Raw genomic sequence first — 24,573 nt, forward strand, 5'->3', positions numbered from 1 at the left:
TGGAAGAGTGAATGCAGGTGTGTAGACTGGCAATTCATTTTTTGATCGCTTGCGAAAAATGCCCGCAGGCGCTGCTTTTATCGAGGATCTTCAGGACAAGCCAAAAGGCGTTCTGAGATCACGCCACACGGTGTTCGCCATTCCCCAAATGCGCGATTACCGCTATCGCGTCATCCTTGATCGAGATGCGCGCATCGTGCCGCAGTACGCAGGCGATGACGATAAAGTGCTGTGGTTACAGTTGCGCGACGGGCAGTTGGTCAGTCAGCAGCAGTTTGGCAGTGCTGATGCGCTTAGGGCTGCGTTGAAGAAGCCTCAGCCGTAAATACGATCATTATCGTTCCCGCGCTCCACGTGGGAATGCATTTCTGGACGCTCTGCGTCCAACCTCGAATGTGCGGAACGGCGAAGATTTGTGACGCGGAGCGTCACGAACTGCATGCCAACGCGGAGCATTGGCACGATAGTCATTCGTTGACTCGAACGATGAGTGCAGAGCCCGGGGATGCATCGCGGAACGTATCAATGCCCCCGGTGCGGAGACTCCAGATCACCCGAGAACAACTCATCCTCTGCATCCGGGCTCACCGGAATCGCATGCTCTTCAGAAGCCCAGGCCCCCAGGTCGATCAGTTTGCAGCGCTCTGAGCAAAACGGGCGGCTCGGGCTGGCGGCGCTCCATTCCACCGGGGCATCGCAGGTTGGGCATTGGACGGTCATTGGTTGGCTCATGATTGGCCTCCACGCAAAGTAAGGTAAAAATGGTGCAGCCGCTCGACTTCGCTGTTCAGCCAGGCGTGATCGCGGTCATTGACCAGCACATCGTCGGCATGACGCAAACGGTCTTCGCGCTGGATCTGCACCTTTAGAATGGCTTCGACCTGCTCCTGGCTGGAACTGTCGCGCAGCATGGTGCGTTCTATTTGCACCTGCTGTGGCACATCGATGACCAGCAGGCGCTGCACCATGCGGTATTGTCCGGATTCGATCAGCAGCGGCGAAACCAGAATGGCATACGGCGATTTGGCCCTGGCCAGATGGCTGACGATTTCCTGATTGATCAGCGGGTGCAGCAGCGCTTCCAGCCAGCGTCGCTGCTCCGGGTTTTCAAAAATCAGCTTGCGTAGCGCGCCACGGTCCAGCTCGCCGCTGGCCTGCAACACGCCTTTACCGAAGTGCGCGGCTATCTGCTCCAGCGCTGGACGCCCTGGCTCGACCACCCAGCGGGCGGCATGGTCGGCATCCACGGTGTCGATGCCAAGGTTGGTAAAGCACTGTGCCGCTGCACTTTTACCGCTACCAATGCCGCCAGTCAGGCCAAGAATCCAGGGTTTTTGATCGGGGTGAGTCATCTGAAACCGGCAAACTGCATGTAAGAGTCGGTTATTTGACCACCCCAGAGCAAAGCGATCCACCCCGCAATGGCCAGATAAGGACCAAAGGGGATCGGCGTACCGCTTTCAACCCTGCGCACGCGCATCATGATCACCCCGAGCACCGCGCCCACCAGCGACGACAGCAGGATGGTCAACGGCAAAATCTGCCAGCCGCCCCACGCGCCAAGCATGGCCAGCAATTTGAAGTCGCCATAACCCATGCCTTCCTTGCCGGTCACCAGCTTGAACAGCCAGAACACCGACCACAGCGCCAGATAACCGGCCACCGCGCCCCAAAGCGCATCGTTCAGCGAGGTGAACAGCCCGAAAGCGTTGACGATGAGGCCCAGCCACAGCAGTGGCAGCACCAGAGAGTCAGGTAACAGCTGGTGGTCGGCGTCGATCAGACTCATCGCCAGCAGGCCCCAGCTCAACACCAGCATCGCCGCCGTTTGCCAGCCGAAACCGAAATGCCAAGCCACGTAGGCCGACAACACTGCGCAGATCAGCTCTACCAATGGGTAGCGTTTGCTGATGGGGGCTTTGCATTGTGAGCATTTACCGCGCAGCAGCAGATAGCTGATGACCGGCAGGTTTTCCCACGGGCGGATTTTGTGCGCGCAGTGCGGGCAGCTGGAGCGAGGGCGGTTCAGGTTGAAGGCGGGCTGATCGGGTTCCGCGGGCAGGCCGAGCATTTCGCGGGATTGGGCTTTCCAGTCGCGCTCCATCATTTTGGGGAGGCGGTAGACGACTACGTTGAGGAAGCTTCCGATGATCAGGCCGAGGATGCAGCAGGTGGTGACGAAGGCCAGCGGTGAGCTGGCCAGGAAATCGAGGAGGGGCATTTCAGACAACGCTTCCGAGTTTGAATATGGGGAGGTACATGGCAATCACAAGGCCGCCGACGATCACTCCCAGCACCGCCATGATCATAGGCTCCATCAGACTGGTCATGTTGTCGACCATATTGTCGACTTCCTCTTCATAGTAGGTAGCGACTTTATCGAGCATAGCGTCAAGCGCACCGGACTCTTCCCCGATGGCTGTCATTTGTATCGCCAGACTTGGAAATACGCCTGTGGATCGCATCGAGAAATTCAGTTGCATGCCAGTGGAAACATCCTGTTTGACCTGATTGACCGCGTTCCTGAACACGACGTTACCGGTGGCTCCGGCGACCGAGTCCAGTGCCTCGACCAGTGGGACGCCTGCTGCGAAGGTCGTCGCAAGGGTGCGTGCATAGCGCGCGACGGACGACTTGAAAATCAGCGGTCCGATAATGGGGACTTTCAGAAGAAAGCGGTCGAGACTGTCACGAAACTTTTGAGACTGTTTGTATGCCCGCTTGAACATGAAAAAGCTGATAAAAAACAGTGCCACTATTGCCAGCCACCACTGCTGAACGACTTCCGAAAGCGCGATGACCATCAATGTGAATGCTGGCAGTTCCGCGTTAAACCCTGCGAAAACAGACTGGAACTGCGGCACGACCTTAATCAGCAAAATGCCTGACACGATAAAGGCGACAATTAATACGGCGGTAGGATAAGTCATCGCCTTCTTGATTTTGGCTTTTAGCCTTTCCGTCTTTTCCTTGTAGCTCGCCACTCGGTCCAGCAGACTTTCGAGCGCTCCTGCTTGCTCTCCGGCATCGACCAGATTGCAAAACAGGTCATCGAAGTATTCCGGTTTCTGTCGCAGAGCCGTCGCAAAGCTGTTCCCTGCCGACACCTCCTGCTTCAGTGAGCCAACCAGTGCACGCATGTTCGGGTTTTCTGCACCCTCGGCAATGATGTCAAATGACTGCAGAAGCGGCACACCTGCCTTCATCATGGTCGCCATCTGCCGAGAAAAGAATGCGATGTCCAGCGGCTTGATTTTCTTGCCTTTGCCAAAGATCGAAACGGGCTTTTTACGTACCTTGGTGAAGTTGATACCTTGCTTGCGCAGCTGAGCCTTTACGAGCGCAAGATTGTGCCCGCTCACTTCGCCACTGAGTTTGCCGCCTTTCTTGTCCACACCTTCCCATGTGTAAACACTGACTTTAACTGCCTTGCTGGCCATGCTTAATCCTTGGTCACGCGGTTGACTTCTTCAAGGCTGGTAATACCTTGCATGGCCTTCGACAGCCCGGAGGTCCTCAAATCATTGAAGCCGTCCTTGCGCATCTGCCTGGAAATCTCCAGCGAATTGCCTTCTTCCATGATGATGCGTTCCAGTTCTGGCGTTTTCTTGACTACTTCGTAAATGCCGACCCGGCCCCTGTAGCCGCCGTTGCAATGCTCACAACCTACTGGGCCATAGATTTTAAACGTACCGATCTGCTCTTCTGGAAAACCCTCCTGGATGAGCGTTTCCCGGGGTATGTCGAGCTCTTTCTTGCAATGGCTGCATAGCTTGCGCGCCAGCCGTTGGGCTATGATGAGGTTAATCGCCGTAGCGATGTTGAACGCTGCGACACCCATATGATGCAAGCGAGTCAGAGTTTCTGCAGCGCTGTTAGTATGCAGAGTAGATAACACCATGTGGCCGGTCTGCGAGGCTTTAATGGCGATTTCGGCTGTTTCCAGGTCTCGTATCTCGCCGACCATGATTACGTCGGGATCTTGACGCAGGAATGCGCGCAATGCCTGAGAAAAGTCCAGTCCCTGACGCGGGTTGACGTTGACCTGATTGATGCCTTCCAGGTTGATCTCTACCGGGTCTTCAGCTGTGGAAATGTTGATGTCCACAGTGTTGAGAATGTTCAGGCCAGTGTATAGGGAAACGGTTTTACCCGAGCCAGTGGGACCGGTTACAAGAATCATGCCTTGTGGCTGTTTCAAGGCCTCCATATACAAAGCTTTTTGGTCCGGCTCATAGCCCAGCGCGTCAATGCCCATCTGTGCGCTGGTCGGATCGAGAATCCGCATCACGATCTTCTCGCCCCACAGTGTCGGCAGCGTGTTCATACGGAAGTCGATAGCTTTGTTTTTTGACACTCGCAGCTTGACCCGGCCGTCCTGCGGTTTACGCCGCTCAGAGATATCGAGGCTGGCCATGACCTTCAGGCGCGCAGCAATCCGGTTGGCCAGATGGATCGGTGGCCTGGCCACTTCATGCAAGATGCCGTCGGTACGCAACCGCACGCGGAAGATCTTTTCGTAAGGTTCAAAATGAAGGTCGGACGAGCCGAGCCTTATCGCATCCATCAGCATCTTGTTGACGAAGCGCACGACAGGGGCATCATCGGCATCACTCTGAGTGGCCAGTGAGGTTTCCTTGTCACTCGCAGGCTCGATGTCCAGGCCCAAATCAATGTCTGCCAACTCGCCAAGACCGCTTTCAGTGTCAAAAAAACGGTCTATGGCAATGGTCAGCTTGTCATCTTCAACCAGAATCGCTTCAGTGTTCAGGCCGGTACTGAACTGTATGTCAGTGACTGCCTGGTGGTTGGTAGGGTCTGAGATGCCTATAAACAGCTTATTACCACGTCGCCACAGCGGCAGTGCATGGTGCTGACGAATCAGCTTTTCACTGACCAGCCCCTTGGGCTGGCTTTCCTTGTCCAGGCTGGCAAGGTCCATGAAAGGTACGCCGAACTGATCAGAGGCCATTTCTGCCAGCGTCAGGCTTTTGACCAGTTTGTTCTGGACCAGATAACTTACCAGTGAAACCTTGTCGCGGCGCGCCTGCTGATAAGCTTGCTGCGCAGCAGTTTCGGTAAGCAGCTCGGCCAGGACCAATTGTTTGGCCAGACCGGTGAGGACAGCATCAGACATATAACCACCAGACACAGACAGTGTGAGGGTTATAGCTTAGTCGGGCGATGCTGCCAATTGGCAGCGAGGCATATGACAAAAATTGTCAGTTTCTGCTCGTTTCTGATAACGCCCAGTCGTAAAAGACCCGAGTTGAGACGGTGGGTAGCGCCTTGCTCGATATTGGCACGGGCTATGCTTGCCCAGAGTCAAGGCACTACCTTATTGACGCCTGGAGAAGTACGCATGCAAACACAAAAAGGTTTCACATTGATCGAACTGATGATCGTTGTTGCGATCATCGGTATTCTGGCTGCTGTGGCCATTCCTTCCTATCAAAACTACACGTTGCGCGCGCAGGCTTCTGCTGCGCTAGCGACGCTGGATTCCGCCAAGCTGGCAGTTGCAGAAAACTGGAGCAATGGTCTTACTGGCGCCGCTCTCTGTGGCACAGGAGATACGGCTGTTACCGGCTGTTCAGGTAGCGGTAGGCTAACTGCAGTCAAAAGCGGTGCCACAGTAATTCTTGACCCCACGCTACCTGCTGTTACTGGTGCAGGTAGTGTTGGTGCAAGCATCGCATGGAAGTGTACAGTAAGTCCTGCAAACGCGGCGCCTTCGACCTGTACCGGTTCTTAATAGGTCAAAAAGAAAGGCGCTTCGGTGCCTTTCTGATTTATCAGAGTGCTTGATTTGTTTTATAAAATAAAAAAACACGGTTTCTTTTTTTTATGTTTTGCCATTCTGCTTGTTTGCGTTTGTGTACAGAGTCTCTCCGGACACGATATTCAACGCATGGCGCAGTTTGTTATTGGCCTATTGTCATTGGTTGTGCTAATTCATTTCTCCGTCGGCAATAATGCGATTTCGATATTTGCTAAATGGACCAAAATTGTATTTTTAGGTGTTTTCTTTGCAGGCATAATTTCCAGTCTCAGTGCTCATCAACCTCAATGGGCGTTAACCGAGCTGTCTGTGTTGTTGCTGTCATGCTGTATTGCGACAGCATTTGCTAGGCAGCGACAATTTCAAGGTGAGCGTCTTGATCGGTTGTTTATCTATTTTGTTATTTCTATTTGCACAGTCAAAACAATGCAGTTTTTGACTGCAACTCTCGCGGCGTTTCTGAGCACTCCCCCAACCCTCGACACCGACCTCCTACTCGACGGCTTTTCCAACAAGCGCTTTTACGGCCAATTTCAGACCTTCACTCTGCCCTTACTGGTGCTGCCACTACTACTGCCCTCCACGCGACGCTCAATCAAGATCGGTTTGTTCTGCCTGACCAGCCTCTGGTGGATGATCGCGATCAGTGGGGGGACTCGCGGTACATGGCTGGGCATGGCCGCGGCAGTTGCAGTTGTGTTCTGCCTCGGCCATGCCGGACGCCGTTGGGCTGGTTGGCAGCTGGGTGCGGCTTCGACGGGGCTCCTGCTGTTCACTCTGCTGTTCAGCGTGTTGCCAGGTTTGCTGGGTATCGAAGTCAGCAATTTCGCAGGCGACCGCCTGACGACCTCACTGTCCGCACGTGAAATCCTCTGGCAGCAAGCATGGGAAATGATCAAAGAGCGCCCCCTCCTTGGGTTTGGTCCCATGCATTTCGCTGACATATGGAATGCTGTGGCTGCGCATCCACATCAGGCCATTTTGCAATGGGCCTGCGAGTGGGGGGTTCCATCGACGTTATGCGTGGCGGGTCTTGCGTTATATGGGCTGAACACCACCGCGGTGCTATTGCACAAGCGTGCGCTGTCTCTTGAGCCTGTTGACCTGATGCGCTTGTGCCTATTCGCCAGTCTTGTTGGTGCCCTGACCCAGTCGATGGTCGACGGCGTGATCGTCATGCCCTATTCACAACTCTGGTTGGCGATCATTGTGGGCTGGCTGCTGGCGTTGCATGAGTGGCAAACGCCCCCTCGTCCTGCCAGTGTTGCGCTCAGTCGTGCATGGCTGGTTTGTCTGACGCTTGCCACGGGCATGATCCTCTATACCCTTGTTCGAGATTTCCCGGACATGGATGCACGTAAACAGCAATTTGGTGAAGATTTCGGTGGTCGGTACCTTCCACGTTTCTGGATGCAGGGTGTCATCGCACATCCACCTGGGAGCTGATCCCGACGCTGTGCTAGCATTTTTTCATATGACCAATAGCTTGATCCGGTGATGAATGAGCCTTTGAATTGGTACAGTGTCGCATTCAGGCGCATGTCATTCGTGGCAGCCAGGTCTCTTGTGCCGAGTAAATAAAGCCTTTTTTTCGGAAGTATTCAATGTCTTCAAAGATGCCTCTTCAAGGTACGGAAATTCCGTCGGGCTTCTCGTTATTTTCTTTATTGAGGAAAGGCAGCCCTCTGATCGTTCAGTGGATGTCGACGATTTACGGCGCTGCGGTGTCACTTGGGCTTTCAATTTTCCTGGCACGTAGCATGGGGCCAGATGCGTTTGGCGCTTACACCTACATTTATGTTCTGGCGATGTTTTTGGCATTGATCCAGGACGCAGGCATCAAGACCCTGCTGCTGCGCGAGAGAACATCCCCTACAGCTGCGCTGAAGACCTTGAATCAAACCCTGCCAAGCCAGGCTTTGCTGCACCTTGTAATCAGTAGCATTGTACTGATGCTCGGCTCTTATCTGGCGTCTCGCTGGCTGGATGGCCTGTCATTGGCGGCCGCAGTATTTTGTTTTGGCGCAATGACGCTGGTGACCTGGTTATCATCATGGTTCAAAGGCGTCGGCGATTTTGGCAAGGACGCATTTTTTCTGATTTGCGCGCGCAGTCTGAGCGTGCTGATGATCCTGTCCAGCATCGCTATCTTCGGCCTGACCCCCGTCGCGATCTTCTCTTCCTGGGGGCTCGGCCTGCTGCTGACGTTCGTTTGGTTTCGACGAGATTTGCCGCCGCTGATCAAAGCACCTCTGATGTTGCCCGTATGGGCTTACCGCAGTGCGTTCGTCTTTCTGTTGCTAGACCTGCTTACAACGATCTACCACCGCGTAGACATTGTCATTTTGCATAGCGTGCTGGGCTATGTCCCGCAAGTGGGTTCCTATGCCGTTGCTTGTCGGTTGATCGACGGTGTCATGCTCCTTGCTACTCCTATCGCGTTAGTGATGTTCCGACGCATGCGACATCTAGCGGAAACGCCCGATGGTAGCGTTGATTTCAGCCGTAAGGCGATTCTGATTGCTTTTGCGATTGGTGCATTGCTGGCAGGTATTGGCTGGATGTCAGGCGGGTGGGGAGTTGGCTTGCTTTTTGGTAGTGTTTATGTTGACGAAACGCAGCCGATCATGGGCTGGTTGTCGATTTCATTGTTGTTCGCTCTGCCAAACTTTGTTCTTACGCAATGCGCAGTTGCAACTCATCAAGAGCGTTTTTTCCTGGTCAGCGCTGCATTTTCGTTACTCGTGAATGTATGCCTTAATGCGTGGCTTGTCCCATTGCACGGGGCGCTGGGGGCTGCATGGGCGACTGTCTCTTCAGAGGCCATACTCACTCTCTGCCTGTTGCTGGGCGGTATGCTCGCAGTAAAGCACGACACGTCTGCTCAATAAGGCCCTCGCCTTAAACTATCCGCCGAGGGCCGTAAGTCAGAGCTAAGTGCTACCTCACAACCCCATCAACCCGAGCCCGCCCTTTAAACCTCTTCCTCACCCCAACCACAACCATCACCACCAGCAACCCCACCACCACAAAAAACACCGTATTAAACACCGGAAACGGCTGATCACGGCTCGTCACCGCTTCAACCTCTGTCACGTTGGGGAACATCGACAGGATCGTTATCCTCCAGCCGTAATAACGAATCAGCGCCAGTTGCTGGGCATCACGCGAGTAGCCCTGGGCTTTGGCCTGGATGTCGGCGGAGTCGAATTTGAAGTACCACGGGAAGCTCCAGCCGGTGTCTTCGTTGCGGTAGACCACGACTTTCTTGGTGTCCGGGTCTTCGGTGTTGATGAAGTACACGTCGCGGGTCGGGCCGTCTGCCGGGTTTTCGGCGTTGATGACGCCGTCGGCGTCCATTCTTTTGACTTCCACGCCGGTGATCATCACGACATCATGGCGCGGCAGGACGTAATAAAGGCTTAATGCGCCGATACCGAGTGCCACGAATACCACAAGCCAAATCGACCTTCTCAGCCACTTCATACCAGCGTCCTCTGTTTAAAATTGCGTGACTTTGCCCTAATCCGAACATTTCGAAGCAAAACAGTTATTACAAAATTCGACAAGGCCGTTGCAGATGGCGTTGTCTTCCGGAGATTTACATGATTTGGTTCCTTGAAGGGCAGTCCAGCCAGCGTGAAGTGATCATGGGCGCGCGCGATGCGCTGCCTGCGTCGGTGCAGATTATCGCCTCGCATCGCCAGCAGCGCTCCGAAATTACCGGGCAGGCCCATGTGGCACTGCAAGAGCCGGTCGATAATGAAGAGCGTATCGACTGGGTGCTGGAGACCGCTCGCTCGCTGGGCGTCCGGACTATTGTCGCCGGGCGTATAGGCAGCTTTTACGAAGCTCAGCGTGCACGTTTTGTTGCCGAAGGTTTGGACCTCGTCACGGGCGGAACGTCCCCGCAGACATTCATGGATGTCGATGACAAGAGTCGCTTTACGGCGGCGGCCGAGGCGGCGGGTCTGGCGTGCATTCCGGGAATCGCCGCGAGCAGCGCCGAGGAGTTGCAGGCGGCTTACGATTCGTTGTCGGTATCTGGCGAGGTGTGTATCAAGCCGGTGGTCGGGATTTACGGGCGGGGCTTCTGGCGCTTCAAGGCCGATGTCGATGATTTTCGCTGTTTCGCCAATCCGGATGCGCGTGAAACGACTTTTCAGGCGTACCTTAATGCTTATCGTCAGGCCGAAGACGTACCGGCGATGCTGCTGATGCCGTATATGCCCGGCAGTGAATGCTCGGTGGACATGGTCTGTGAACACGGCAAGGCGATTGCCTTTGTCGGGCGGCGCAAGGTAGGACTGAATCAGACCTTCGAGCGTGACAGCGAGGCGGTGCAACTGGCGGTACGCGCAGCGGAGCATTTTGCCTGCGACGGGCTGATCAATGTGCAGACCCGTGACGACGCTGACGGCAAGCCGCGTTTGCTGGAAATCAACCCACGGTACTCCGGCGGGATTGGTTATACGCGTGAAACCGGCGTCAACCTGCCGGGTATTTTTGCGACACGCCGTCTCGGCTTGAAAGAACCGGAAACACATTGGCTTGAGGATATCCGCGTGAAGGCCATCACGGTCGCTGTACGGGCCACGGTTTGATCAGGATAATAGATTTTTGCTATCACTAATCGCTCTTATCAGGGAGGATCGGGCATGAAGCTTCTTGCGCCAGGTGCAAACACTGCTTTAGCAAACGCCCACTGCACCTGGAACCTGGAGAGCGGTAAGTCTTCGGTTTTTGGTGAGTATGCTGCCGTCGCCTTGCTGGCGGTCAACGACAAGCGCCAGCCCATGGGCGACCCGGCGTTGCTGCATCATGAACAGAGCTGGATGGAGTGGAGCGGCGGGCCTCAGGATGTTGGCTGTACGCTTCGGCTGGACAGGCTCCCGGCTGGCAGTGATCGCGTCTTGTTGATGGTCTATGTATATGCAGCCATGGGGCCGGTCCGTGACGTTGCCAGTCTGCATCTCAAAGTGGATGCCGACATCGAGCATCGGCTGGATCTGCGCGATAACGGCGAAGCGGCGATCATCATCGGCGAGTTCTACAAGCGCAATGAACAGTGGAAATTCCGCGCGCTGAGCGAAGGCTCGGCGTATGGGCTGTCGGCGTTCGGGCGCAAGATCGGCCTGGACCTTGATGACCGTCACCCGCGCCACCCGTCTGGTGGCTCCGGTGGCGGGCCTCGGCATGAGTCGGCGACCGGCACGGCGTTTGTGGTCGGTCCGGCGCATGTCATGACCTGTGCCCACGTCATCGAAGACATGGGCGTGTTCTACATCACTTCACTGGAGGGCCGTTACAAGGCCGAACCAGTGGTGATCGACCGTCGCAACGACATCGCGCTGCTGCGGGTGCAGGGCGCGCCGCCGTTGTCTCCGGTTACATTCCGGGACGGGCAGGGCTGTGAGCCGGGTGATACCGTAGCGGTCCTGGGTTACCCGTTGGCGTCTATTTCCGGTGGCGGGCTGCAGGTGACGCAGGGCGGGATCTCCGGTCTGTTCGGTCTGCACAATGACGCCAGCCTGTTCCAGTTCACGGCACCGATTCAGCCGGGGTCCAGTGGCAGCCCGCTGTTCGACAACGGTGGCGCGGTGATCGGCATGGTGACGTCCACCGTGCCGGACGGGCAGAACATGAACTTCGCAGTGAAGTCCGCGCTGCTGCTGTCCTTTTTGCAGGCATGCCGTATCAATGCGCCGCATGCCCGTCCGGAAAGGTCGTACACCACCACAGAAATCTCACGCGCCGCACAGTCATCGTTATGGCTCGTTGAAGCCTCTCGCCAATGAAGTCGGTGTTGCCTGCTCAAGTGGCAGGCGTCAGGGGCTGCGGCCCCGTTACTCAGGAATTTATCGATGGACAGCAGCGCAGCTTTTTCCAACCCTACAAAGCTTCGTGCTGACCTGCTTCGTGGTCGTCTCGACGTCAGCGTCGATTCGTCCACCATTGCCCCGGACTCTCTGTTCGGCTTCGCTGAACGACGCAACCCCAAGCGCGCATTTCTGTTCGTGTCCCGGGTGCTGGGACGCCACATTCCCGCGCGTCCGGGCCTGATGCTGAAAAGCTTTCAGGACCTGGCGCACAAGATTCCGGCAGACCTGCCCGGCCCGGTGCTGGTCATCGGCATGGCCGAAACCGCAGTCGGCCTCGGGGCCGGCGTGCACCGTGCCTACAGCGAAACGCGCCCTGATGCCATGTACCTGGTCAGTACGCGCCATCCTACCGGCAGCGAGCTGTTCGCTCGCTTTGAAGAAGAGCACAGCCACGCCAGCGCTCACCTTATCCATCTGCCTGTCGATCCGACGCTACGCGAGATGATGCTTGGCGCACGCTCCCTGGTGCTGGTTGATGACGAGGCGTCGACGGGCAAGACCTTCATCAACCTCCATCAGGCGCTGGTCGAGGCCGGGCTGAGCAACATCGAGCGGGTGGTGACCTGCGTTCTTACCGACTGGTCGGCAGGTGCAGTCAGCACGTCGATGGGCGCAGTGGCCGAGCAGGTCTCGTTGTTGCAGGGCTCGTACTCTTTCGATGAAGACGTGAGTGCGCCATTGCCGGATATGCCTGAGGTTGGCACCGTCGCAATGGGCGACTGGCCGCTGGTAACCGCCAATGACTGGGGGCGGATGGGCGTGTTGTCGGTTGCCGATACGCTGGCGCCAGGGCTTACCGTGCAAAAGGGTGAACGCGTTCTGGTGGTGGGCACCAGCGAGTTCGTCTGGCGTCCGTTTCTGCTGGCCGAGCGTCTGGAAAAAGCCGGTGCCGATGTGCATTTCAGCTCTACCAGCCGTTCACCGATTGCACTGGGGCATGCCATCGACCATGCGCTGTCGTTCTCCGACAACTATGGCTTGGGCATTCCCAACTTCCTGTACAACGTGCGGCCGGGTCAGTTTGACCGGGTGCTGATTTGTACCGAAACCCCAAGGCAGGCCGTACCCGCCGAGCTTATCGAAGCGCTGAACGCCGAGGTTATCTGCGATGAGTAACGACCGCCCGCTGATCTTCGTCGATCTGGACGACACACTCTTTCAGACCGCCCGCAAAACGCCCGCGAACATTGAAAAACATGTCGCAACGCTGGATATCAGCGGTAACGCCAATGGCTATATGACCAACGTGCAGAAGTCCTTCGCGCACTGGCTGCTGGCGCATTCCGATGTGGTGCCGGTGACGGCGCGCAGTGTCGAGGCCTACAGCCGGGTCAAACTGCCGTTCACTGCAGGCGCAATCTGTTCGCACGGCGGTGTGATGCTCGATGTCATGGGGCGGCTGGACCAGGACTGGAACGAGCAGATGAAAAATACCCTGGCCAGCTATCAATCGCGGTTGCATGAATTGTCTGCCGCCACACTGGCGATTGGTGAGGAGCTGGGCTTTTCACTGCGCGGCTGGGTGGTTGAAGAGGCGCAGCTGTTTCATTACGTGGTGACAAAGCATAACGAGAGCGATGACAGCGTGCTCAGCAAGGTGCTGGCCGAAGTGCAGGCCCGCGGCCTGCTTGACGGCATGCACATCCACGGCAATGGCAACAACCTGGCCTTTCTGCCCGAGGGGCTGGCCAAGCGTTACGCGGTTCAGGATTGGCTGCGGCGCGACAAAGCCATCAATGGCGAACGCCCGGTACTCGGTTTTGGCGACAGTATTACCGACCTGGGTTTCATGGATGAGTGCCACTGGTGGGCGACGCCTGCCCGCAGTCAGTTGGCGAAAATGTTTGTCGGAGCAGCGCATGAGTGATCCCGTTCACGGGCTCGATACGGTCGGCAGTGGCAGTTATCTGTACGACGACGTGCATTTTCTGCTGCGCAGCGTTGCGATGCAGGCCACTAGCGTGGCGGAGAAGGAGCGCCTGATCCAGACACACCAGAAGCACTACTCGGAAATGATCAGCGAGGAGTCGCCTCCCAGCGCCGCTCACAAGGCGTTGTATGAGCGTGCACTCAGCCAGAACGGTTTGCGCATGGCCGATGACGTGCAAGCCCTGGCGCAGGCGCTTGACCGCGAATGCACCAGCGCTGAAATCGTTCTGGTGTCGTTCGTGCGTGCCGGTCTGCCGCTGGGTGTGTTGTTGCGTCGGGCGCTGATCGATCTGCACCGCGAAGCGCATCACTACGGCATCAGTATCGTGCGTGATCGCGGCATCGATAAAGTCGCGCTGGAGGCCATCATTCTGGCCCACGGCGCGCAGAACATCGTGTTTGTCGACGGCTGGACCGGCAAGGGCGCAATTTCGGGTGAAATCCGTCGCAGTCTGGCAGGTGACACGCGCTTCCCGAAAGAACCACGACTGGTAGTGCTCGCCGATCCCTGCGGCTGTGCCTGGCTGGCGGCGTCGGCAGAAGACTGGGTAATTCCGTCCGGTATTCTTGGTGCGACCGTGTCCGGGCTGGTGTCGCGTTCTATCTGGCCGACGGACGGCGGGCTGCATGGTTGTGTGGTTTACGAGCAGTTGCAGGACCACGACGTCACGCAGTCTTTTATTGAACAGATCGACAGCCTGCGTCGTCAAAACAGTTCTACGCTCACGCTGACTCCCTGGACGCTGACGCAGCGAACCGGGCTCAAGGGCGCTGCATCGCAGGTGGTCGACCGCCTTGCCGAGCGCTTTGATATCACTAACTTCAATCGCATCAAGCCGGGCATTGCCGAAGCCACTCGCGCGGTCATGCGCCGTGTACCAGACCATGTGCTGGTACGCAATCGGGCGGACAGCGATGTGCAATTGCTGCTGCACCTGACCGAAAAAGCGGGGATTCCCGTTGAAGAAGTCGGCGATGTGCTGGGGCCTTATCGGGCAGTGACCATCATTCGGAGTCTGAGCTAATGGCCTTATTTTCGCCTTATGCGTTGGGGGCAACGCTGTACATGCCCGCCACCCGCGATGACATCGTCGATGTGGTGTTCGGTGAAAAGATTCCCGAACTGCGTTCGCTGGTCGTGTGCCTGGAAGATGCGGTGGCGCTGATTGATGTCGATACAGCGCTGGTCAACCTTCGCCAGGTGCTGACCCGCATTCAGGACCGTGGCGGCCGCCCGGCCAACGGTCCGCTGTTGTTCGTTCGTCCGAGAGATGCCGCAATGGCGCGGATTCTCAATGACTGGCCGCTGATGGCGCACGTTGACGGGTTCGTTGTCCCCAAGCTTTCGCTGAAAAGTCTGACGAGTTGGGAGCAGTCTGTTACCAACCCGGCGCTGGCGTTGATGCCTACACTGGAAACCCCGGAAGTGTTCGATCCGACGGCAATGGTCGAACTTGGGCAAGCGCTGAAAGCCAGTCTGTACGAGCGGATCATCGCGTTGCGCATCGGTGGCAATGACCTGATGGGCTGTCTGGGGCTGCGCCGCAATCCGGCCATGACCCTGTATTCGACGCCCATGGGCTATGTGATCCCGATGCTGGCGGGAGTGATGGGCTCGCAGGGTTTTGCACTCACCGCGCCAGTGTTCGAGCAACTGGCCACACCTGACATTCTGGAACATGAACTGGCGCTGGATATTACCAATGGGTTGGTCGGTAAAACGGCAATTCACCCCTCGCAGGTCAATATCATTCAGAATGCACTACGCGTCAGTCTGGAGGACATGAACTCCGCCCGGATGATTTTGAACTCTGTGGCCCCCGCAGTGTTCAAGTACAACGATGCGATGTGTGAACCGGCTACCCATTACAAATGGGCAACCCACATCATGGAGCGCGCCAAATGGCATGGAGTGTTATCCGCACCCGCTTCGATCATGGATGCCAGCATTCGACTCGCTGAGGCAGTTAGCTAGATGATAGAACCTGACCTTGAAACCGTAGAACCTGATCTTGAACCTGCAGGACCTGATCTTGAAATCGAAGTGGAACAACGCCTGCTGGCTGTTTTCGATTTCGACGGAACCATCACCCGGCACGACAGCTTTGTGCCTTTTCTCAAATTCGCTTTTGGGCAACGTGCGTTTTCCGTGCGCATGGCCCGCCTGGTGCTGCCGAGCATCGGCTATCTCGCCAAGCGTGTGACCCGCGACGAACTGAAGGGCCGCCTGATCAAGGCGTTTCTCAGCGGCGTTGAAGTGCAATGGCTGCAGCAAAAGGCCGAGGCGTTCTGTCAGTCGCACTGGAACCGCCTGATGCGCCCGGCTGCGCTGGAGTCCATCGCCGCCGAAATCGAGAAGGGCGCCATTGTCACGCTATGTTCAGCATCGCCTGCTATGGTTCTGCAACCCTTCGCTAATCGCTTGAAAGTAGAGCTGATCGGCACCAATCTGGAAGTCATCGACGGCAAACTGACTGGATTGATCGAAGGCAGCAACTGCCGTTGCGATTCGAAAGTCGCACGCCTTGAAAGTGTTTATGGGCCGCTCACGCAGTTCCGAGTTCGTGCCTGGGGCGACACGCGGGGTGATCACGAATTGCTCGCCGCTGCTCAGGATGCGCACTGGCGTTTGTTCCATCCGACGTGGCGTCGAGGCCGTTATAAAGGCCCCGTTAACGCCAAGTTACACAATCCTGATGGCAAAGATGGGCCAACACGGTAAGGCTGTAACACTTTTATCCGAATTCCGACGTTCACATGGAGCGAAAAATGGCACTCACTTTGGCAAAGAACCAGACGATCTCACTGGAGAAAACCGCTGGTACCGGCCTCAAGAAAGTCAGTATGGGCCTTGGATGGGACCCTGAAAAAGCCAGCGGTTTCTTCGGCAAGTTGCTCGGCGGTGGCGGCGGCGATATCGACCTGGATGCCTCCTGCATCATGCTCGACGCCGACAAGAAGCCCCTCGATCTGGTCTGGTTCCGCCAGTTGCAGTCGCGCGACGGTGCCATTCAGCACTCGGGTGACAACCGCACCGGCGAAGGCGCGGGCGACGATGAAACCATCAGCGTCGATCTGGAAAAACTGCCAGCCACGGTCAAATACCTGGTGTTCACCGTCAACTCGTTCACCGGTCAGAATTTCGAAAAAGTCGCCAACGCCTACTGCCGTATTGTCGATCTGGGCAGCCGCAACGAACTGGGCCGCTTTGATCTGTCCGAGAAAGGCCAGCACACCGGCGTTGTGATGTCCTATCTGGCGCGCACCCCCGCAGGCTGGGATTTCACCGCAGTTGGTCAGGTTACCAACGGCCGTACTGCAGATGATCTGGTCGAACTGGCCATCGGAGCTGTACGCGCATGACCCAACTTGTCCCAGGCGCCAACGCGCCAGTCGCTGCCGGTCCGTTGACGGTCGAGGTCAGCTACTCCCCGCTGGCGGATGCGGATATCGACGTGTCTGCATTCCTGCTGACCGGCTCCGGCAAGGTGCGTGGCGATCAGGACATGTGTTTCTACGGCCAGAAAAGCGTCAACGGCGGTGCGGTCCAGCAGACGGAAGCGTCGGCCGGGCGCGCTGTGTTCAGCCTTGACCCGAGCCGCCTGGATTCTGTCATCGAGAAGGTTGCCCTGACGGCAACCATCTACGAGAACAAGGCCAGTTTTGGCAGCGTGTCACGGTTGGCGCTGAGCATCACTGGCGGTATCGAAGCCGATATTCCTACCAGCGGCATGAAAGAAACCGCATTGATTCTGGGCGAGTTCTATCTGCGTCAGGGCGCGTGGAAATTCCGCTGCGTCGCCCAGGGGTTTGCCGGCGGGCTTGAACCGCTGGCAAAAAACTTTGGCGTAGAGGTCGCAGCGCCCCAGGATCAACCTGCACCTGCACCTGCACCTGCACCTGCACCTGTTCCCGCGCCTGCGCCCAAGTCGACCGTCAGTCTGAGCAAGATCACGCTCGACAAGACCCGTGCTTCGATCAGCCTGGAGAAATCCAGCGCCGGTTTCGGTGAGATTCGGGTCAACCTGAACTGGAACCGTCGTAACGATAGCAAGGGCGGCGGCTTCTTCTCGATGAAGAAGAGCAATGCCATCGACCTTGATGTAGGCTGCCTCTTCGAACTGCAGGATGGCCTGAAAGGCGCGGTTCAGGCGCTGGGCAACTCGTTCGGTTCGCTCAACACCGAGCCTTTCATCAAACTGATGGGCGATGACCGTACTGGCTCGATCAGTGACGGTGAGTGGCTGCATATCAATGGCGCGCACTGGAGCAAGATCCGTCGCATTCTGGTTTATGCGTTCATCTATGAAGGTGCGCCGAACTGGAAAGAAACCGACGGTGTTGTCACCATTCATGCGCCGGGCCAGCCGCCCATTGAGGTTCGCCTCAACGAAGAAGGTGGTCGTCAGGGCATGTGTGCAATTGCCTTGCTGGAAAATGACAACGGCGCAGTCAAGGTGACCCGCCGGGTGGATTTCCACAATGGCCACAGCAACATGGACAAGGCCTATGGCTGGGGCATGCGCTGGGCTGCCGGTTCCAAGTAAACAATACCGTGGTATTTCTGGGCTGGCTGTGCCGCCTCATGGGAGATAGACATGCTGGACTGGTTGAAAACAAACGCAACGGCTGCTCGCGACAAGCTGGCTTCGGAAGTTTCGAAGTTCAAGAACCGCGAATTCATGGAAGCTGTGGTTTCCGGCTGTGCGCTGGTATCGGCCGCTGACGGCGATATCAGCTCCAGTGAAAAGCAGAAAATGGCTGGCTTCATCCAGAACTCTCAGGAACTGAAAGTTTTTGACATGAAGGAAGTCATCCAGGGTTTTCAGGAAGCGTGCTCCAAGTTCGAGTTCGACTTTGAAATTGGTCGTGCCGAAGCGTTGAAAACCATCGGCAAGATCAAAAAGAAAGAAGATGCCGCCCGTTTGCTGGTGCGCGTCTGCTGTGCTATCGGTGGCGCTGATGGCAGCTTCGACGAGAAAGAGCGGGAAGTCTGCCGCACGATCTGCCGAGAGCTTGGCCTGAACCCGTCCGATTTCGACCTGTAATTTTTTACCCTAAGGAACGCAGTTAAATGGAAAGCACCTCTCTAGGCTTCCCTCCACTCACGATGGCGGTTTTCGTCGGTCTGGCCATTACGGCCATGGCTATCGACATGTTCTCCCACCGGGGAAACAAGCCGATCACCCTCGCGCAAGCCTCGGCGTGGTCGATTTTCTGGGTCGCCATTTCGCTGGCTTTTGCCGGTTTCCTGTATGTGCAGCACGGCTCCGAAGTCGCCACGCTGTTCGTTACCGGTTACGCGCTGGAAAAAGTGCTGAGCGTCGACAACCTGTTCGTGTTCATGGCGTTGTTCTCCTGGTTCAAGATCCCGGATGGCCTGCGCCACCGCGTTCTGTACTGGGGCATCATCGGTGCCATCGTCTTCCGCGGCATCTTCGTCGCCATTGGTACAGGCCTGCTGGCTTTGGGGCCGTGGGTCGAAGTGGTGTTTGCGGTCATCGTTGCCTGGACCGCCATCATGATGCTCAGAGCGGGTGATGACGACGACGAAGAAGTCGACTACTCGCAGCACATGGCGTATCGCTTCGCCAAGAAGCTGTTCCCGGTATGGCCGAAGCTGCACGGCAGCAACTTCTTCGTCCGTCGCTCGGTTCTGGAAGAAGAAGTCAAAAAACCGGAAAACGCCGGTATCACCCTGGCCGCCAAGGGCGCTCTGTTCGCGACCCCGTTGTTCCTGTGTCTGGTTGTGGCTGAAATCTCCGACGTGCTGTTCGCGTTCGACTCCGTGCCGGCAATCATTGCAGTGAGCCGCGAGCCGCTGATCGTGTTCTCGGCCATGCTGTTCGCGATTCTTGGTCTGCGTACCCTGTACTTCGTTCTTGAAGCCCTCAAGCGCTACCTGGTGCATCTGGAGAAAGCGGTTATCGCCTTGCTGTTCTTCATCGCCATCAAACTGGGCCTGAACGCAACCAACCACCTGTTCCACCACGGTTACGAGATCAGCGCCAATACCAGCCTGCTGGTTGTGGTCGTCGTGTTGATCATCGGTATCGTTGCAAGCCTGCTCTTCCCGGGTAAAGAAGAACCCGCCGAAGAAAAAGCGTAAACACTGGATAAAGGAGATAACCGAATCATGGCTTTGACTCTGCAAAAAGGTGGCAACCTTTCGCTGTCGAAAACCGACCCTACCCTGACCAATGTACTGATTGGTCTGGGCTGGGATCCGCGTGCCACTGACGGCCAGGAATTTGACCTGGACGCCAGCGCATTTCTGCTGGGCGCCAATGGCAAGGTCCGCAGTGAAGCTGACTTCATTTTCTACAACCAGCTCAAGAGCGCCGATGGTTCCGTCGAACACACCGGTGACAACCGTACCGGTGCTGGTGATGGCGATGACGAAGTGCTCAAGGTCGATCTGGCCCGTGTCCCTGCCGATGTGGAGAAAGTTGTTTTCGTTGTGACCATTCACGACGCTGACAGCCGCAAGCAGAACTTCGGTCAGGTGGGCGGCTCGTTCATCCGTGTGCTGAATGAAAAATCCAGCTCGGAAATCGTTCGCTACGACCTGGCTGAAGACGCCTCGACTGAAACCGCGATGATCTTCGCCGAGCTGTACCGCAACAATGGCGAGTGGAAGTTTCGCGCAGTGGGTAGCGGCTTCGCCGGTGGCCTGAAAGCTGTGGCCAACTCTTTCGGCATGAATTTCTGATTCGCGCCTAACCATTTTTCCAGAAAGGATTACGAACATGGCAGTAAGTCTGAGTAAAGGCGGCAACGTTTCTCTGTCGAAAGAGGCTCCGGGCCTGACAGAAATCACCGTGGGCCTGGGCTGGGATCCACGCGTTACCGATGGCACCGAGTTCGATCTGGACGCGTCGGTCTTCATCGTTGGTGAAAGTGGCAAGGTGTTGGATGACAACAGCTTCATTTTCTACAACAACAAGAAATCGGCTGATGGCTCGGTCGAGCACTTGGGCGATAATCGTTCCGGCGCTGGCGATGGTGATGACGAGTCGGTAAACGTCAAGCTCGCCGGTCTGGCCGCTGCGGTCAAGAAGCTGGTTTTTGCGGTCACTATCCACTCGGCTGAAGAGCGCAAGCAGAGCTTTGGTCAGGTATCCAACGCTTACATCCGCGTTGTGAACAAGGCTGATGGCAAGGAAATCGCTCGTTACGACCTGTCGGAAGACGCGTCGACTGAAACCGCGATGATCTTCGGCGAGCTGTACCGTAATGGCGACGAGTTCAAGTTCAAGGCCATCGGCCAAGGCTTTGCAGGCGGTCTGAAACCGTTGGCAGAAGCGCACGGCGTTGCAATCGGCTAAACCCCGAGCAGCGCACGATAAAAACCCCCGCCAGCAATGGCGGGGGTTTTTTATTGGGGCTGGTTACGAGGCTATCGTTGCGCACGCTCCAGCGTATGACGCATCTTGCGACGCTCTGCATCGCAAAGAGGACGCAGAGCGTCCGGAACGGCATGCGACGCGGAGCGTCGCACGATGGTTGAGATGGTTGAGATGGTTGAGATAGTTGAGATAGTTGTTCCGCAGGCTCCGGCTGGGAAAGCAGTTCTCGACGCTCTGCGTTGTACGATAGTTGAGAGCTCGGTGCGTTACAAAATCCCTGCACCCTTTGCCGCTTTCAGCCAGTCGGGAAACTCTTCCATCAGCAGGTCATAAAGCTTTTCTTCCGGGATCTCGTCCAGCCGGTCGAGGGCGAAGAAGTTGCAGTTGTCGACAACGCGACCACCCATGTCATCAAGCTTTTCCAGAATGCCGTAACCGCGTCCGCCGAGGCCGACGAACTGCCAGAAGATCGGCAGTTTCGCCGCTTCGGTCATCAACCTGATAATTTCGCGGTCCTGATGCACGCCGCCGTCGCTGATGAACAGGATGTAGACCGGCGTCTTGTCACCGGACTTCTTGTAGTAGTCGATGACCATGCGCATCGCCTTGGGCTCATCGTTGATGCGTGCGCCCAGTTCCCAGTCTTTCCAGCCGCCATGATCGGTTTTGATGAAGTTCTGGAAGTTGCTCAGCGTCACCGCATTTAACTGCTGGGGCTTTGCCCCGAAGGCCCAGCAGTCCAGTGCGCCGTCGTCGTCGAAATGCACAGCAAGCGGAATCAGGCGATCTACCACTTCCTGAACATGACCACGGGTGTACTGCGGGTTCATCGAACCGGACGCATCCAGTACCAGACCAACCCTGGCCTTGGTATCGGTCAGTCTGGCTTTTTCCAGGCTGACCTGAGCCTTCTTGGCCAGGCTTATCAATTGCGGCGCGGCGTCAGCGATTTTCTTTTCCAGCGAAATACGCGGGGGTGCTGCTGGCGCGGGTGCTGGAGCATCAGCCACCTCGCCGCCGAAATGCACCACCAGCGCGTCCAGCCCGGCGTTATAGCCCTGCAGATTTGAGGCGATGCGCCACTCGCCGTTCTTGCGATAGATGTCGGCAACCATGATGGCTTTTTCGGCGGTGAAGGTTGCGCCGGAGAACTCGCCGCGAGCCACTTCGCGGCCCTGACTGTGGATACTGAAATGGCTCGCCTGAATCTCGCTCATGGTGCCCGCACCATCGATGGACGCAGTAAATACCAAGCGCTCTATCGAGGCAGGCAAGCCCGCGAGCGATAGCTGAAAATCTCCGCCATTGACTTGTTTGACGCTGTTACAGGGGCTGCTCGGCTGATTGAAGAAAACCATGTAGCGGTCGTCCGACAGCTTGCCGTTGGCATCGACGCCGAAGCAGACGTAATCAATGACCTGTGCAGACTTGATGGCAATCGACAGGGTGAGATCAGAGCCCTGAATCAGGCCGGACAGGGGAACGCGTTGACCTTGAGTAATCTGCATGTCTCTTCCTTGGCAGTGAGGGCGCAGCATGGCCCTCGGTCGAATGACGAAGTGCTGACGTTAACGTTCGCTTCTGCCCACTCCGGCAGGCCCTGCTGCCAGCATGCGGCCGGCCAGTCGTGAGAAAGGCAGGCTTTGCAGCCACACAGTGCCAGGCCCGGTCAGCCTGGCGAAAAATACGCCTTCGCCGCCGAACAGCATCGACTTGATGCCGCCACCAACCATGCGGATATCGTAATCGACTGTCTGCGTCATGGCCGCCAGACATCCGGTATCGACATCCAGCGATTCACCTGCCGCCAGCTCGATCTTGCGCACTGTGCCGCCCATGTGCACGAATACCCAGCCGTCGCCTTCCAGCTTTTGCAGAATGAAACCTTCGCCACCGAACAGGCCAGTGAGGATTTTTTTCTGAAACTGGATACCAATGGATACACCTTTGGCACCGGCCAGAAAGCTGTCCTTCTGGCAGATCAGTTTGCCGCCGAAATCCCGCAGGTTCAGTGGCAGGATGGTGCCGGGGTAGGGCGCTGCAAACGCTACGCGCCCCTTGCCCGAACCCTGTTGCGAAAATACCGTGGTGAACAGGCTTTCGCCGGTCAGCATGCGCTTGCCTGCACCGAACAGCGAACCCAGCAGCCCTGAAGACTGGTTGCTGCCGTCGCCGAAGATGGTTTCCATTTGCACGTCGCAGGTCTTGTACATCATCGCCCCGGCTTCGGCGACGGCGCTTTCGCCGGGATCAAGCTCCAGCTCGACGAATTGCGTTTCCGCACCGTACAGCTTGAAGTCCACGCCATCGGTGGTTTGCGCCAGACCATAGCCGCCCGAGGCGTTCGGGTCTGGCGTGAATGAAGGACGCTTGGCAGGAGGTGCAGGTGCAGCAGGTGCAGGTGCCGCCTGTGCGGGCAGCCCGGACGGTTTCGGCTGGATCATGTCCGGCGTCGGGTCCGGGAAGGGCGTCACGCCGTCCTTCTTCATGGCGCGCACCTGTGCCACCTGATAGATCGGCTGCCAGTCCGGCATGCCCTGTTTCCAGCACCATGCGCCGGGCGACTCGCGGGCAATCAGCCGTGCAGCGTCCGCATCCATCGGGCCAAGCTGTCGGCCCGCATTCATCACAAACCATAGTTCCAAAGCGTCTACTCCCGAGCGAATCGTGACAGTCGTTTGTGCGCGCGTTTGTGCGCGATATCAGAGGCTCAGGCGCATGGACAGGTCCACGGCCTTCACATCCTTGGTCATCGCACCAATGGAAATGTAATCCACACCGGTCTCGGCAATTACCCGCAGGGTGTCGTCATTGATGCCGCCGCTGGCTTCTAGGCGGGCGCGGCCAGCGGTCAGCCGCACGGCTTCGCGCATGTCATCGAGGCTGAGCTCATCGAGCATGATGATATCGGCACCTGCGTCCAGCGCCTGCTTGAGTTCACTCAGGCTTTCCACCTCGACTTCCACAGGCTTGCCCGGTGCAATCCGGTGGGCTGCCTCTACCGCCTGGGCAATGCCGCCACAGGCTGCGATATGGTTTTCCTTGATCAGAAAAGCGTCGTACAGACCGATGCGATGGTTATGACAGCCACCGCAGGTGACGGCGTATTTCTGCGCCAGGCGCAGGCCCGGCAGCGTCTTGCGGGTGTCCAGCAATTTGACCTGGGTGCCCGAGACCATGTCGGCGAAGTACTGCGCACGCGTGGCCACACCCGAGAGCATCTGCAGAAAGTTGAGCGCGCTGCGTTCGCCGGTTAGCAGCGAGCGAGCCGGACCTTCCAGGTGAAACAGCGCCTGATTAGGGCTGACCCGGTCGCCATCGGTCACCTGCCAGTGCACCGCCACGCGAGGGTCCAGTTGGCGGAAGACCGTATCGACCCATGCGGTGCCGGCGATTACCGCTGCATCGCGGGAAATGATGGTGGCCTTGGCCAGCCGTTCCGCCGGAATCAATTGGGCGGTGATATCGCCGCTGCCGACATCCTCAAGCAATGCGCGGCGCACATTGGCTTCGATCTCGGCGCTCAGGTCGGCAATTCGTAAATTCGGCATAGCGGGCTCCAGTAGCAAAGTCGTCCGAGTATAAGGCACCGCACACCGCTAACCCACCTGCGGCGATGCCCCGGTGCAGC

The 24,573-nt window shown here is 57.1% G+C and carries 25 protein-coding genes and 1 pseudogene; 17 read left to right on the top strand and 9 right to left on the bottom strand.

Annotated features, from left to right (window positions below; all coding sequences use genetic code 11):
• Positions 1–52: 52 nt before the first annotated feature.
• Positions 53–325 (top strand): annotated as a pseudogene (locus RYB09_RS11590) (hypothetical protein); the annotation flags it as partial.
• Between the two features lie 197 nt (positions 326–522).
• Here the strand turns inward: RYB09_RS11590 and yacG are convergent.
• The 5 genes from yacG to pilB are packed head-to-tail and all read right to left on the bottom strand — an operon-like array spanning position 523 to position 5,137.
• Complete coding sequence (gene yacG, locus RYB09_RS11595; protein WP_058400342.1) at positions 523–732, bottom strand: DNA gyrase inhibitor YacG; 210 nt, start codon at positions 730–732, stop codon at positions 523–525.
• Positions 729–1,352, bottom strand: coding sequence for a dephospho-CoA kinase (gene coaE, locus RYB09_RS11600; RefSeq protein WP_019742205.1), 624 nt, complete (start codon positions 1,350–1,352; stop codon positions 729–731). The genes yacG and coaE overlap by 4 nt, the downstream gene beginning before the upstream one ends.
• On the bottom strand, positions 1,349–2,221 hold the full coding sequence (locus RYB09_RS11605) for an A24 family peptidase (protein WP_316888502.1): 873 nt from the start codon (positions 2,219–2,221) through the stop codon (positions 1,349–1,351). The genes coaE and RYB09_RS11605 overlap by 4 nt, the downstream gene beginning before the upstream one ends.
• Before the next feature lies 1 nt (position 2,222).
• The gene (locus RYB09_RS11610) at positions 2,223–3,440 is read right to left on the bottom strand and encodes a type II secretion system F family protein (RefSeq protein ID WP_016981137.1); all 1,218 of its coding nucleotides are present in this window, start codon (positions 3,438–3,440) and stop codon (positions 2,223–2,225) included.
• 2 nt (positions 3,441–3,442) lie between these two features.
• Complete coding sequence (gene pilB / locus RYB09_RS11615; RefSeq protein WP_316888505.1) at positions 3,443–5,137, bottom strand: type IV-A pilus assembly ATPase PilB; 1,695 nt, start codon at positions 5,135–5,137, stop codon at positions 3,443–3,445.
• A 225-nt stretch (positions 5,138–5,362) separates the two neighbouring features.
• Between pilB and RYB09_RS11620 the strand changes: the two genes are divergently transcribed.
• The 3 genes from RYB09_RS11620 to RYB09_RS11630 all read left to right on the top strand — a co-directional run bounded on the left by RYB09_RS11620 (position 5,363) and on the right by RYB09_RS11630 (position 8,673).
• Entirely contained in the window at positions 5,363–5,755 is a 393-nt protein-coding gene (locus RYB09_RS11620; protein WP_003381200.1) for a prepilin-type N-terminal cleavage/methylation domain-containing protein, read from the top strand.
• Between the two features lie 54 nt (positions 5,756–5,809).
• Entirely contained in the window at positions 5,810–7,228 is a 1,419-nt protein-coding gene (locus tag RYB09_RS11625) for an O-antigen ligase family protein (protein ID WP_316888571.1), read from the top strand.
• Positions 7,229–7,386: 158 nt separating this feature from the next.
• Positions 7,387–8,673 (top strand): polysaccharide biosynthesis C-terminal domain-containing protein, encoded by a 1,287-nt coding sequence (locus RYB09_RS11630; RefSeq protein WP_316888509.1) that lies wholly within the window; start codon positions 7,387–7,389, stop codon positions 8,671–8,673.
• A gap of 49 nt (positions 8,674–8,722) precedes the next feature.
• Here RYB09_RS11630 and RYB09_RS11635 read toward each other — a convergent pair whose 3' ends face one another.
• Positions 8,723–9,268 (bottom strand): DUF1523 family protein, encoded by a 546-nt coding sequence (locus RYB09_RS11635; RefSeq protein WP_005782702.1) that lies wholly within the window; start codon positions 9,266–9,268, stop codon positions 8,723–8,725.
• Positions 9,269–9,387: 119 nt separating this feature from the next.
• Here RYB09_RS11635 and RYB09_RS11640 point away from each other — a divergent pair, with 119 nt between their 5' ends.
• From RYB09_RS11640 to RYB09_RS11700, 13 genes are all read left to right on the top strand, one after another.
• The gene (locus RYB09_RS11640; protein ID WP_058400345.1) at positions 9,388–10,386 is read left to right on the top strand and encodes an ATP-grasp domain-containing protein; all 999 of its coding nucleotides are present in this window, start codon (positions 9,388–9,390) and stop codon (positions 10,384–10,386) included.
• 54 nt (positions 10,387–10,440) lie between these two features.
• Positions 10,441–11,580, top strand: coding sequence for a trypsin-like peptidase domain-containing protein (locus RYB09_RS11645; RefSeq protein WP_316888512.1), 1,140 nt, complete (start codon positions 10,441–10,443; stop codon positions 11,578–11,580).
• Between the two features lie 66 nt (positions 11,581–11,646).
• The gene (locus RYB09_RS11650) at positions 11,647–12,780 is read left to right on the top strand and encodes a phosphoribosyltransferase domain-containing protein (RefSeq protein WP_122259826.1); all 1,134 of its coding nucleotides are present in this window, start codon (positions 11,647–11,649) and stop codon (positions 12,778–12,780) included.
• Positions 12,773–13,531 carry a trehalose phosphatase gene (locus tag RYB09_RS11655; protein WP_316888515.1) on the top strand — a complete coding sequence of 253 codons (759 nt, stop codon included), beginning with the start codon at positions 12,773–12,775 and terminating at the stop codon, positions 13,529–13,531. Before RYB09_RS11650 ends, RYB09_RS11655 begins: the two co-directional genes overlap by 8 nt.
• Positions 13,524–14,618 carry a cysteine protease StiP family protein gene (locus RYB09_RS11660; protein WP_316888518.1) on the top strand — a complete coding sequence of 365 codons (1,095 nt, stop codon included), beginning with the start codon at positions 13,524–13,526 and terminating at the stop codon, positions 14,616–14,618. The genes RYB09_RS11655 and RYB09_RS11660 overlap by 8 nt, the downstream gene beginning before the upstream one ends.
• Complete coding sequence (locus RYB09_RS11665) at positions 14,618–15,568, top strand: HpcH/HpaI aldolase/citrate lyase family protein (RefSeq protein ID WP_005782711.1); 951 nt, start codon at positions 14,618–14,620, stop codon at positions 15,566–15,568. Before RYB09_RS11660 ends, RYB09_RS11665 begins: the two co-directional genes overlap by 1 nt.
• Entirely contained in the window at positions 15,569–16,315 is a 747-nt protein-coding gene (locus RYB09_RS11670) for an HAD-IB family hydrolase (protein ID WP_122259829.1), read from the top strand. It abuts the gene before it with no gap.
• A 47-nt stretch (positions 16,316–16,362) separates the two neighbouring features.
• The gene (locus RYB09_RS11675) at positions 16,363–16,956 is read left to right on the top strand and encodes a TerD family protein (RefSeq protein ID WP_002552034.1); all 594 of its coding nucleotides are present in this window, start codon (positions 16,363–16,365) and stop codon (positions 16,954–16,956) included.
• Positions 16,953–18,140, top strand: a complete 1,188-nt coding sequence (locus tag RYB09_RS11680; RefSeq protein ID WP_316888524.1) for a TerD family protein — start codon at positions 16,953–16,955, stop codon at positions 18,138–18,140. Before RYB09_RS11675 ends, RYB09_RS11680 begins: the two co-directional genes overlap by 4 nt.
• A gap of 51 nt (positions 18,141–18,191) precedes the next feature.
• Positions 18,192–18,641 (top strand): tellurite resistance TerB family protein, encoded by a 450-nt coding sequence (locus RYB09_RS11685; protein ID WP_002552036.1) that lies wholly within the window; start codon positions 18,192–18,194, stop codon positions 18,639–18,641.
• Between the two features lie 26 nt (positions 18,642–18,667).
• Positions 18,668–19,702, top strand: a complete 1,035-nt coding sequence (locus RYB09_RS11690; RefSeq protein WP_004663703.1) for a TerC/Alx family metal homeostasis membrane protein — start codon at positions 18,668–18,670, stop codon at positions 19,700–19,702.
• 27 nt (positions 19,703–19,729) lie between these two features.
• Positions 19,730–20,305 (top strand): TerD family protein, encoded by a 576-nt coding sequence (locus RYB09_RS11695; RefSeq protein ID WP_058400353.1) that lies wholly within the window; start codon positions 19,730–19,732, stop codon positions 20,303–20,305.
• A 37-nt stretch (positions 20,306–20,342) separates the two neighbouring features.
• Entirely contained in the window at positions 20,343–20,921 is a 579-nt protein-coding gene (locus RYB09_RS11700) for a TerD family protein (RefSeq protein ID WP_058400354.1), read from the top strand.
• A gap of 287 nt (positions 20,922–21,208) precedes the next feature.
• Here RYB09_RS11700 and RYB09_RS11705 read toward each other — a convergent pair whose 3' ends face one another.
• The 3 genes from RYB09_RS11705 to nadC are packed head-to-tail and all read right to left on the bottom strand — an operon-like array spanning position 21,209 to position 24,493.
• Positions 21,209–22,450, bottom strand: a complete 1,242-nt coding sequence (locus RYB09_RS11705) for a VWA domain-containing protein (RefSeq protein ID WP_316888529.1) — start codon at positions 22,448–22,450, stop codon at positions 21,209–21,211.
• Between the two features lie 60 nt (positions 22,451–22,510).
• Positions 22,511–23,587, bottom strand: coding sequence for a TIGR00266 family protein (locus RYB09_RS11710; RefSeq protein ID WP_058400356.1), 1,077 nt, complete (start codon positions 23,585–23,587; stop codon positions 22,511–22,513).
• A 57-nt stretch (positions 23,588–23,644) separates the two neighbouring features.
• Positions 23,645–24,493 carry a carboxylating nicotinate-nucleotide diphosphorylase gene (gene nadC, locus RYB09_RS11715; RefSeq protein WP_058400357.1) on the bottom strand — a complete coding sequence of 283 codons (849 nt, stop codon included), beginning with the start codon at positions 24,491–24,493 and terminating at the stop codon, positions 23,645–23,647.
• Positions 24,494–24,573 lie beyond the last annotated feature (80 nt).

This window comes from Pseudomonas syringae group sp. J254-4 (genome assembly GCF_032586855.1).
Taxonomy (GTDB): domain Bacteria; phylum Pseudomonadota; class Gammaproteobacteria; order Pseudomonadales; family Pseudomonadaceae; genus Aquipseudomonas; species Aquipseudomonas amygdali.

What these genes read in the sequence shown, in the direction of transcription:
- pilB (WP_316888505.1), bottom strand. Translation starts at nt 5,137, where the DNA reads ATGTCTGATGCTGTCCTCACCGGTCTGGCCAAACAATTGGTCCTGGCC.
- RYB09_RS11680 (WP_316888524.1), top strand. Translation starts at nt 16,953, where the DNA reads ATGACCCAACTTGTCCCAGGCGCCAACGCGCCAGTCGCTGCCGGTCCG.
- RYB09_RS11610 (WP_016981137.1), bottom strand. Translation starts at nt 3,440, where the DNA reads ATGGCCAGCAAGGCAGTTAAAGTCAGTGTTTACACATGGGAAGGTGTG.
- RYB09_RS11660 (WP_316888518.1), top strand. Translation starts at nt 13,524, where the DNA reads ATGAGTGATCCCGTTCACGGGCTCGATACGGTCGGCAGTGGCAGTTAT.
- RYB09_RS11700 (WP_058400354.1), top strand. Translation starts at nt 20,343, where the DNA reads ATGGCAGTAAGTCTGAGTAAAGGCGGCAACGTTTCTCTGTCGAAAGAG.
- RYB09_RS11640 (WP_058400345.1), top strand. Translation starts at nt 9,388, where the DNA reads ATGATTTGGTTCCTTGAAGGGCAGTCCAGCCAGCGTGAAGTGATCATG.
- RYB09_RS11670 (WP_122259829.1), top strand. Translation starts at nt 15,569, where the DNA reads ATGATAGAACCTGACCTTGAAACCGTAGAACCTGATCTTGAACCTGCA.
- RYB09_RS11605 (WP_316888502.1), bottom strand. Translation starts at nt 2,221, where the DNA reads ATGCCCCTCCTCGATTTCCTGGCCAGCTCACCGCTGGCCTTCGTCACC.
- RYB09_RS11675 (WP_002552034.1), top strand. Translation starts at nt 16,363, where the DNA reads ATGGCACTCACTTTGGCAAAGAACCAGACGATCTCACTGGAGAAAACC.
- RYB09_RS11645 (WP_316888512.1), top strand. Translation starts at nt 10,441, where the DNA reads ATGAAGCTTCTTGCGCCAGGTGCAAACACTGCTTTAGCAAACGCCCAC.
- RYB09_RS11630 (WP_316888509.1), top strand. Translation starts at nt 7,387, where the DNA reads ATGTCTTCAAAGATGCCTCTTCAAGGTACGGAAATTCCGTCGGGCTTC.
- RYB09_RS11690 (WP_004663703.1), top strand. Translation starts at nt 18,668, where the DNA reads ATGGAAAGCACCTCTCTAGGCTTCCCTCCACTCACGATGGCGGTTTTC.
- RYB09_RS11685 (WP_002552036.1), top strand. Translation starts at nt 18,192, where the DNA reads ATGCTGGACTGGTTGAAAACAAACGCAACGGCTGCTCGCGACAAGCTG.
- nadC (WP_058400357.1), bottom strand. Translation starts at nt 24,493, where the DNA reads ATGCCGAATTTACGAATTGCCGACCTGAGCGCCGAGATCGAAGCCAAT.
- RYB09_RS11655 (WP_316888515.1), top strand. Translation starts at nt 12,773, where the DNA reads ATGAGTAACGACCGCCCGCTGATCTTCGTCGATCTGGACGACACACTC.
- RYB09_RS11695 (WP_058400353.1), top strand. Translation starts at nt 19,730, where the DNA reads ATGGCTTTGACTCTGCAAAAAGGTGGCAACCTTTCGCTGTCGAAAACC.
- RYB09_RS11650 (WP_122259826.1), top strand. Translation starts at nt 11,647, where the DNA reads ATGGACAGCAGCGCAGCTTTTTCCAACCCTACAAAGCTTCGTGCTGAC.
- RYB09_RS11665 (WP_005782711.1), top strand. Translation starts at nt 14,618, where the DNA reads ATGGCCTTATTTTCGCCTTATGCGTTGGGGGCAACGCTGTACATGCCC.
- yacG (WP_058400342.1), bottom strand. Translation starts at nt 732, where the DNA reads ATGAGCCAACCAATGACCGTCCAATGCCCAACCTGCGATGCCCCGGTG.
- RYB09_RS11635 (WP_005782702.1), bottom strand. Translation starts at nt 9,268, where the DNA reads ATGAAGTGGCTGAGAAGGTCGATTTGGCTTGTGGTATTCGTGGCACTC.
- RYB09_RS11705 (WP_316888529.1), bottom strand. Translation starts at nt 22,450, where the DNA reads ATGCAGATTACTCAAGGTCAACGCGTTCCCCTGTCCGGCCTGATTCAG.
- RYB09_RS11620 (WP_003381200.1), top strand. Translation starts at nt 5,363, where the DNA reads ATGCAAACACAAAAAGGTTTCACATTGATCGAACTGATGATCGTTGTT.
- coaE (WP_019742205.1), bottom strand. Translation starts at nt 1,352, where the DNA reads ATGACTCACCCCGATCAAAAACCCTGGATTCTTGGCCTGACTGGCGGC.